7 protein-coding genes are annotated in these 7513 nt (G+C 41.4%); 4 read left to right on the top strand and 3 right to left on the bottom strand.

What is annotated here, in order from left to right:
* Nucleotides 1-28: 28 nt before the first annotated feature.
* Nucleotides 29-1681: an adenylate/guanylate cyclase domain-containing protein gene (locus ACFE90_RS05840; protein ID WP_375498604.1), complete on the bottom strand. Its 1653-nt coding sequence runs from the start codon at nt 1679-1681 to the stop codon at nt 29-31.
* A 604-nt stretch (nt 1682-2285) separates the two neighbouring features.
* Between ACFE90_RS05840 and ACFE90_RS05845 the strand changes: the two genes are divergently transcribed.
* The 3 genes from ACFE90_RS05845 (at nt 2286) to ACFE90_RS05855 (ending at nt 3632) form a co-directional block, all read left to right on the top strand.
* On the top strand, nt 2286-2501 hold the full coding sequence (locus ACFE90_RS05845; RefSeq protein WP_375498606.1) for a hypothetical protein: 216 nt from the start codon (nt 2286-2288) through the stop codon (nt 2499-2501).
* 188 nt (nt 2502-2689) lie between these two features.
* Complete coding sequence (locus ACFE90_RS05850; RefSeq protein WP_375498608.1) at nt 2690-3091, top strand: fasciclin domain-containing protein; 402 nt, start codon at nt 2690-2692, stop codon at nt 3089-3091.
* A gap of 205 nt (nt 3092-3296) precedes the next feature.
* Nucleotides 3297-3632, top strand: coding sequence for a hypothetical protein (locus ACFE90_RS05855; RefSeq protein ID WP_375498610.1), 336 nt, complete (start codon nt 3297-3299; stop codon nt 3630-3632).
* A 544-nt stretch (nt 3633-4176) separates the two neighbouring features.
* Here the strand turns inward: ACFE90_RS05855 and ACFE90_RS05860 are convergent.
* Both ACFE90_RS05860 and murF read right to left on the bottom strand, forming a co-directional pair.
* Nucleotides 4177-4722, bottom strand: a complete 546-nt coding sequence (locus ACFE90_RS05860; protein ID WP_375498612.1) for a GNAT family N-acetyltransferase — start codon at nt 4720-4722, stop codon at nt 4177-4179.
* On the bottom strand, nt 4719-6074 hold the full coding sequence (gene murF, locus ACFE90_RS05865) for a UDP-N-acetylmuramoyl-tripeptide--D-alanyl-D-alanine ligase (protein WP_375498614.1): 1356 nt from the start codon (nt 6072-6074) through the stop codon (nt 4719-4721). The genes ACFE90_RS05860 and murF overlap by 4 nt, the downstream gene beginning before the upstream one ends.
* 1269 nt (nt 6075-7343) lie before the next feature.
* Here murF and ACFE90_RS05870 point away from each other — a divergent pair.
* Nucleotides 7344-7513 (top strand): tryptophan-rich sensory protein (locus ACFE90_RS05870; RefSeq protein ID WP_375498687.1); only part of this gene is annotated, 170 nt, incomplete at its 3' end.

A 7513-nucleotide genomic window follows, 5' to 3' on the forward strand; every position in this document is an offset into this window, starting at 1 on the left:
CCCATGCCCAATGCCCAATGCCCAATGCCTAAAGATTTATAAATGGAGTAATAATTGTTGGCATTGGCTGCAATTTTGTCTGATAAACCTTAACTAATCGCTCAATACCTTTGAAACGATAATCTCCCATTTCCTCAAAGTCTGAAGGCAGTGAAAGCATTTTATGGGTGGCTTCACTAATTACGCATTCACTAGGGGGACAAACCGCTTCCATGCGAGCAGCAAGATTAATTGTTGCGCCTAACGCTGTATAATCTACCCTTTGAGAACTACCGACATCTCCCACAACAGCCTTACCGCTATTAATAGCAATACGTAATTGCAGCGGTTCGTGCCAAAAAGCGTTGGCATTAAGATGTTCGAGACGAGTAAGCATTCCCTGTGCAGCAGCAACAGCGCGATCAGCATGATCTGGTTGCGGTTCTGGAGCGCCAAAAAATGCCATAATACAATCGCCAATATACTTATCTAAAGTGCCGCCCCAAGTAAACACTTCTTTTAGCATTTCTTCAAATAAATTATTTAATAATTGAGCGATCGCAGTTGGCGTTAACTGTTCAGAAATTGCCGTAAAGCCAACCAAATCTGCAAACAAAATACTGATTTCGCTCTCGGTGGGAGCTAAACGACCACCCGGTAATCCACCTACAGAGATCAACTGCTGCACAACTGCTGGAGAATGATAGCGTTCTAGTCGGTGACGAATCATTTCTTCAGTTTTGAGTTTCTCTACTAGTAGCCAACGCTGGACGCTAGAAGCCACAATATTTGCTAAAGCTGAAAAAAAGCTGAGTTCTTCTTCGCCTTCATTTGCCCAATGGTAAGAAGAAAGGTTGGCATCGGCATACAATACGCCCACAACTTTATTCTCATCCCATAAAGGCACTGCCATCGCGCTGCGAATGCCTTTAACCAAAATACTCTGTTCACTAGCAAATCGTTCATCCTGCTGGGTATCGGCGGTTTGAATGACAACTTTTTCATCAAATACCTTTTGACAGATACTACGACTAATCCAACTTCCATCAGAGGGGAGATGTTTTTGTTGAGAAATATTTCTAGTAGCAGCATTGACTAATTCTAATTGACCGCAACCATTAACATCAATTAATAATCCCAAGCGCTCGATACTATTAAGGTAACGAAAAACCACTTGTTGCACCTGAGAAAAAATCTCTTCTATCGACGCTGCTGCACAGAGATTTTTAGCTATGTCCACTAAGTCTTTAAGACGGGCAATGGTTTTGTCTTTATTATTGATGTTGCCATCTTTGCTATCGGCTGCGATCCATTGCTGTTGTAATTGTTCGACATTGTGAAGGATTGTTCTTTGTTCATTAATGTCCGAAGTTCCAGGATACCCAGGTGTCGGGTGGTAAACAGGGCTTGTGAGCAGCACTACCAGGCTAACATTGCCCAGCCAAACGATATCGCCGTGATGTAACTCTTGGGGAAAGTTAACAAGATATTTATTTACTTGCGTCCCGTTTTTGCTGCCCATATCCTCAATAGTCCACACACCGTCAGCTGTTTTAACCAAGCGGGCATGGTTGCGAGATACTCCAGCAAAAGGTAAGTACAGGTTACATTCCGGCAAACGGCCAATTGTGAATATATCTTGATCAACTGCGATCGTTGTCTCGGTATCTCCCTCTTGTAGGCGTAGCGTCAGTTCAGTCATGAGTGTGATCCATCGAAGCTAGAGGTGCAAGCAACTCTAAGGTAAGTTATACACTACAGGTTAACCTTCACCTTTCTTTATGACACTGTTAACTGCATTCCGACAACTGCATGTGACAGATATTACATTGAAAGAGGCAATTTTGCTGGAGATTCAGTTTTGAGGGGGTTTGAATCCCGTTGTGAAAAGGAGCCACCATTTCAATTTTGTGAGCTAGCGTGGTGAGTTTAGGCTGCGGCAGAGTTTCCTGGATTAGGCGACTAACATTAGCCGCACTAGCAGTCCGTCAAGCCAACAATGCTTAAGTTTAAAATTCAAAATTTAAAATCTTTTCGGGTTTGAGAGCAAGCGAATTTGAACGCGAGAATAAATCTAAAATCTAAAATCGTTCGACTGAGCGAAGTCGAAGTCCAAAATCCAAAATTGATTCACCCTTATTTAATTAGGAGGTAATTCTAAACTAATGTGCATCTCCCCTTGATACACAGTACTCTTAGGCTTTGCTATCAATCTCACTACTCAATCGCTACTCAAAAGCACTATCTTTAGCCACATTTTTAGCGATCGCAAGCAGCGATCGCGCCTGCTCATTTGCTACTCATTTTTGACAATCGCACTTTATAACAACTTGATGTCTGCTGTGCCGAGTCGAACGGCTTACCACATTCCTGGGTTTTGGCGAGAACAGCTACCCACTGATATCCGGACACTGGATGCAGGGCGATCATTTATAATTCTAGCCATCTATGGCAACAAAGGGCTTTCAGCCACTTATGTTACGACTCGGGAATTTTGTCGCCCTGACAGAGGCGGAAGGTAAACCTTTACATTTATCAGGGTAGTTTGATCTTACCCTGCCCTCTGCCCCCTGCCCCCTAAATTGTTAAAGTGAAGTATGTGCTAGGTGTAGTTTATTCAAAGCCTGATTTTAAATTTATTTTGTTTAATAAAACTTCAAATAGGTTTATTATCCTTTAAAATCTTTTGCAGACATTCTAGGTAAGATATATGGCTGATATTGTTGATATTGCAGTTACGGCTGAGTCTTTTAAAACACTGGTGGCAGCTGTACAAGCTGCGGGTTTAGTAGAAACATTAAAAAGTCCTGGGCCGTTCACTGTCTTTGCACCAAATGACGATGCGTTTGCCAAGTTACCGCCGGGAACTATCCAAACTTTGTTACAGAATATTCCCCAGTTAACGCGGATTTTAAAGTATCATGTCGTTCCCGGAAAGCTGCTAAAGGTTGATTTGGCAGAACTCGGTACGGTTAATTCTGTGGAAGGTTCACCCATTAAAATTAGTTCTTCTGATGGTTTTGAAGTTAAAAATGCCACAGTTTTAGCAGCCGATATCGAAGCTGATAATGGTGTGGTACACGTTATCGATACGGTGATTTTACCGGGTTAATTCAGCTAGGGTGGGTATTTTCCACCCTACTGATCCAAAATCTTTATAATTAACTAACTATTGGGAGTATCAAAACGTAACTCAATAGTTTAATTTATGTTATATTTGCAATGTGATTACTCACTCATATATTAAAGTTAATTTCGTTATTTTAAAATACAATAAGTTAAATTCTTAAAACGCTAACACCTATCCCAACAAATTAATGCTCGATTTAAACACCTTGGTTGAGTTCTCTCGTGGCAACTGCGTTAGTATTTGTACATTTCTCGTACCAGCGAACTTACTTGTCACAATTTTAACGATGAGCCTGGTAGCGTTGCGTCGCCCATCGTATCAAGTGTGGCAATCTGCTGGAATTGCTAGCTTTTTCGCTTCCGTGATGATATTGCACGTATATACATGGTTCATGATTGGCGTGGTGATGGCTCCTACTTATATCTTGATGTGGCTAGCAATCACCTGTTTAGTGACTAATTTGGCAGCAATTCTTTTTCAAAGACGCTACAGTAACAGCCCTAGTCTTTCCAACAACGCTTGAAATCTACAGATAGTAGCGATCGCACTATTTCTTCAACTTGCTAGTGCATAGACGCTTCTTCGGCTTGTCGTTAGACATCACTTTCTACAATTATTTCATAGCACCCAATAAGGCAATTTTGCCCTTTTTGGGTGTGTGTCAATAACTGTAATGCTGCGCTCGTGGCTTCTGATAAGTAAAGCGCTGCGTAGACGCATAGTGGCTTATCGTTAGATATTGCTCTCAATGAGTTGCGATTACCCACGCTACAGTACTTAAGTATACTCATAGAGATATTAATGAAGTTTATGACCTCAACTACAACTTATACTACGATGCCAATGGCAATCTGATATCTGAGAATATAGACAACACAGTGAGGGGACAATAGACTCAGTTATTACATACAACTATAACCTGACATCGATAAGTAGTGACTATAACGCCGACGGCATCGCTGATAATGTGAACAGCTTTACTTATGATGCTAACGGCAACCAGTAAATCACCAGAGATGAGAAAAAGCGATCGCTTTGAGGTCAAAAAGCCGTTAGAGTAGCCCTACTTAGTTGACGCTTCTCCATTCATGCTCAAGGATGGCATATAGCCAAGAATCTCGCCATTCTCCCTTAATCCAATGGTGTTCTCGCAAATATCCTTCCTGCTGCATTCCAATTTTTTGCATAACTCGTGCTGAGGCAATGTTTTCTGGGTGACAAGTCGCAAAAATGCGATGTAAGCCTAACTCCTGAAAACTAAATGATACAACTGCTTTTACAGTTTCAGTTGCATATCCTTGTCCCCAAAATTCCTTACTAAAACAGTATCCAATAGAGCCTATTTTGTTATCAGTATCTACAGTAGAAATTCGACAAATACCAATTAATTGCTTTTGGGCTTTTAAAGTCACTGCTAAGGCAAAATGCTGACGGGGTTTTTCCCCTTGCAATAAAATCTCTTTTTGCAAAAAATTTTTGGTATCTTCTTCGCTATTAGGGCCAAAAGTCAAATAACGCACAACCTCATGATCGCTAGCGTATTGATGAACCGCTTGCCAATCTGATTCTACAAAGTCTCGCAGTATGAGACGTTGGGTTTCTAGTGGTATCATCTGGAAAATTCTGTACGTAACTGATTAACTACCCGATCTAGTCCCACGGAATGAGCCGCTTTGAATAATAAACGATCGCCTGTTTGCACAAATGTCTTCAACCTAGCTACCAAATCAGCATGAGTTGCAAAGCACTCCGATGGGATACCTTCGGCACTAATAGCGATCGCTTCGGCATCTTGTCCATCTACCAAAACCAACAAGCCGTCTAAATTCAACTTTTTCACTGTTTCTCCCACTCGCTGGTGCAACTGCTGCGATCGCTCTCCCAATTCTTTCATTGCACCCAATATGGCAATCTTCCGCTTTCCGGGTGTCTCTGCCAATAATTGCAAGGCTGCAATCATAGCTTCTGGTGCAGCATTATATGTTTCATCTAAGATTACCACATCGTTCGGTAAGGTAAATCGCTGCGATCGCCCTGTGGGCATATCCACCATCACACCTGCTTTTAGAGATGCCCAATCGATCCCCAACACCTTTGCCACCGCTAAAGCTGCCAAGAAATTAGTCGCATTGTGACGACCAGGTAAAGGTAGAGGTAGTTGGATTCCTGCAACTTCTACAATGTCGTTATTAATTAATTGCCCTTGGATATCCCCACCAGAAAAGCCGTAAGTTAAAACTTCTCCGTGCCAAAATTTTGCTGCCGTGGTCATTAATAAAGCATTGTCGTGGTTGAGAATTGCCACACTATCAGCAGACATTTCGGCTAATAACTCACATTTGGCTTGGGCGATCGCTTCTTCCGAACCCAGTAATTCAATATGTGCCGTCCCCACATTGGTAATCACTCCAATTGTTGGACGTGCTATTTGCGTCAGTTCGGCAATTTGTCCCCTACCCCGCATCGCCATTTCAATCACGGCGTAGTCATCTTCTGCGCCAAGTTCTAGGAGAGTTTTCGGGACACCGATTTCGTTATTGTAATTTCCAAAAGTTTTGTGAACTCGCCCCTTTGTTCCTAAAACTGCCGCAATTAATTCTTTAGTTGTAGTTTTACCTACGGAACCTGTTACACCGATTACAGGGATGTTAAAGCGATCACGCCACCATCTGCCAATTTTCTGATATGCTTTGAGGGTGTCTTTGACTTGTAAGACAGGAAGTCCCGGATTTTCGTATTCAAAATCCACAATTGCCACTATTGCACCCTTTGCGATCGCAGTTTGCACAAATTCATGTCCATCAAACTTATCGCCTCGTAAAGCTAGAAATACTTCACCCGGCTTCAGGGTACGGCTATCTGTTTGTATACCGTAACTTACTTGTTTTAAAGCATTTTCAGATAAGTTTACAGAACTGGCCAAAAGAACTTCAACCAGTTGGTTTAGGGTGGCAGAACAATGCATAAGTAATTTACAATTTAAAGTTCAAAATTATAAAATCGAATTATGGCATAATACTGCATTAAACCACAAGATTTGCGATTCTTGAAAAAGGTGCAAATCTAAGCCTAATCACAGAAGAAGAAAGGGGGTAGGGGGCAGTTATTGCTGAAGGCAGAAGTTCTTTAATTTTGAATTTTGTTAGTGCAGCGTAAAGCCTTCTCTACGAGAGGCTCCGACAACGGTATGACTTCTCTACGAGACGCTACGCGTAGCTTGTTTCTCCGTAGGAGTACGCTTAGAGCGAGTACGTAAGCGTCATTGTGAATTGATTTCTCCCCCAGAGCCAAGAATAATTAGGTCTTGGGAACCAGGACTCCTGACAAGAGGAGGGAATGTCAGAGCAATAGAACTGTGGAATTCTCTTGGCTATTTCTGATGAATTGGGAGAGCTACCTGCATCTATAGATTGGAGTAATTCACTCCCTGCCATTTATAGATAAAGGCGTACTTAGTACTTATGTACATACGCCTCTATAGCCGATTTATTTGTTGCCAAGATGTTTGAAAAACAGTCCAATCAATGCATTTTAGTTAAAAGAGTTTGAGAGTTGATTAGGGTCTAGATTAGTAGGAAATAAGAAAATTTCCTTGCCTTCTAAGTTTGCCTTCTGGTGAAGCAAAATTGCCTTTCCCAAAGAACAATATTTAATTGGAACCCATCTGTCGCTATAAAAGTAGACAGTTACTCGGCTCATTGCATACTCTTTCAACGGCAGTGGAAGAGACCAGGACGAATCCCCAGTTTGAACCTTACCTGTTGAGTCCATGCTTTGAACCTCAGTTATTAAGTATATATACTTTCACTGATCAGGATGATTTGAAGTAACTGTCATAAGTAATAAGAAACTACCTTGAAACTAAATCTTTAGGTAAAAATAAAAATAATTACAACTAACCTAAAGACAAGGGAAATTGCAAAGATTCATCAGCAAAATTTTAATACTCATTAAAGCCTTTTGACTTTTGAGAGCCAGTTGTTACCCTGCCTAAGAGCGTAGATTGCTTTCCCATAGGGGTACAAGTCGGCAGAGGCGCTAGGGCGCAGTGGCTCCTTTTGACATTCTGCCCTTTTGTTGCCTTATTTTAGAGAATTGGTATAATTTAAAATCCTGCCGAACGATGTGAAGGTTTCAAACTCAGGGATGATGAGTAATTAGCAACTAAATTGACAAAATCACACTATAGAAAGTGATATTAAGCGATAAATAGCGCTTGTAAAGGATAAGGGCCATGATTAAATCTTGGATGGTGATTGGGGGTGTGGCTTTCTTAGTTGCTTTAGCAGCTAACGTAATTACATCTAGCGATCGCCAATGGTTCAAGCGCTTACAACGGCCGAGATGGCTAACTTTTGAGGGTGCGATTCCTATTATCTGGACTGTAATATTTATTTGCGGTGC

Source organism: uncultured Nostoc sp. (assembly GCF_964245445.1).
In the GTDB taxonomy this organism is placed as follows: domain Bacteria; phylum Cyanobacteriota; class Cyanobacteriia; order Cyanobacteriales; family Nostocaceae; genus Nostoc.

Bases quoted from the DNA above. Each gene is read 5' to 3' on its own strand.
- ACFE90_RS05860 (WP_375498612.1), bottom strand. From the start codon at position 4,722: ATGATACCACTAGAAACCCAACGTCTCATACTGCGAGACTTTGTAGAA.
- ACFE90_RS05840 (WP_375498604.1), bottom strand. From the start codon at position 1,681: ATGACTGAACTGACGCTACGCCTACAAGAGGGAGATACCGAGACAACG.
- ACFE90_RS05855 (WP_375498610.1), top strand. From the start codon at position 3,297: ATGCTCGATTTAAACACCTTGGTTGAGTTCTCTCGTGGCAACTGCGTT.
- murF (WP_375498614.1), bottom strand. From the start codon at position 6,074: ATGCATTGTTCTGCCACCCTAAACCAACTGGTTGAAGTTCTTTTGGCC.
- ACFE90_RS05850 (WP_375498608.1), top strand. From the start codon at position 2,690: ATGGCTGATATTGTTGATATTGCAGTTACGGCTGAGTCTTTTAAAACA.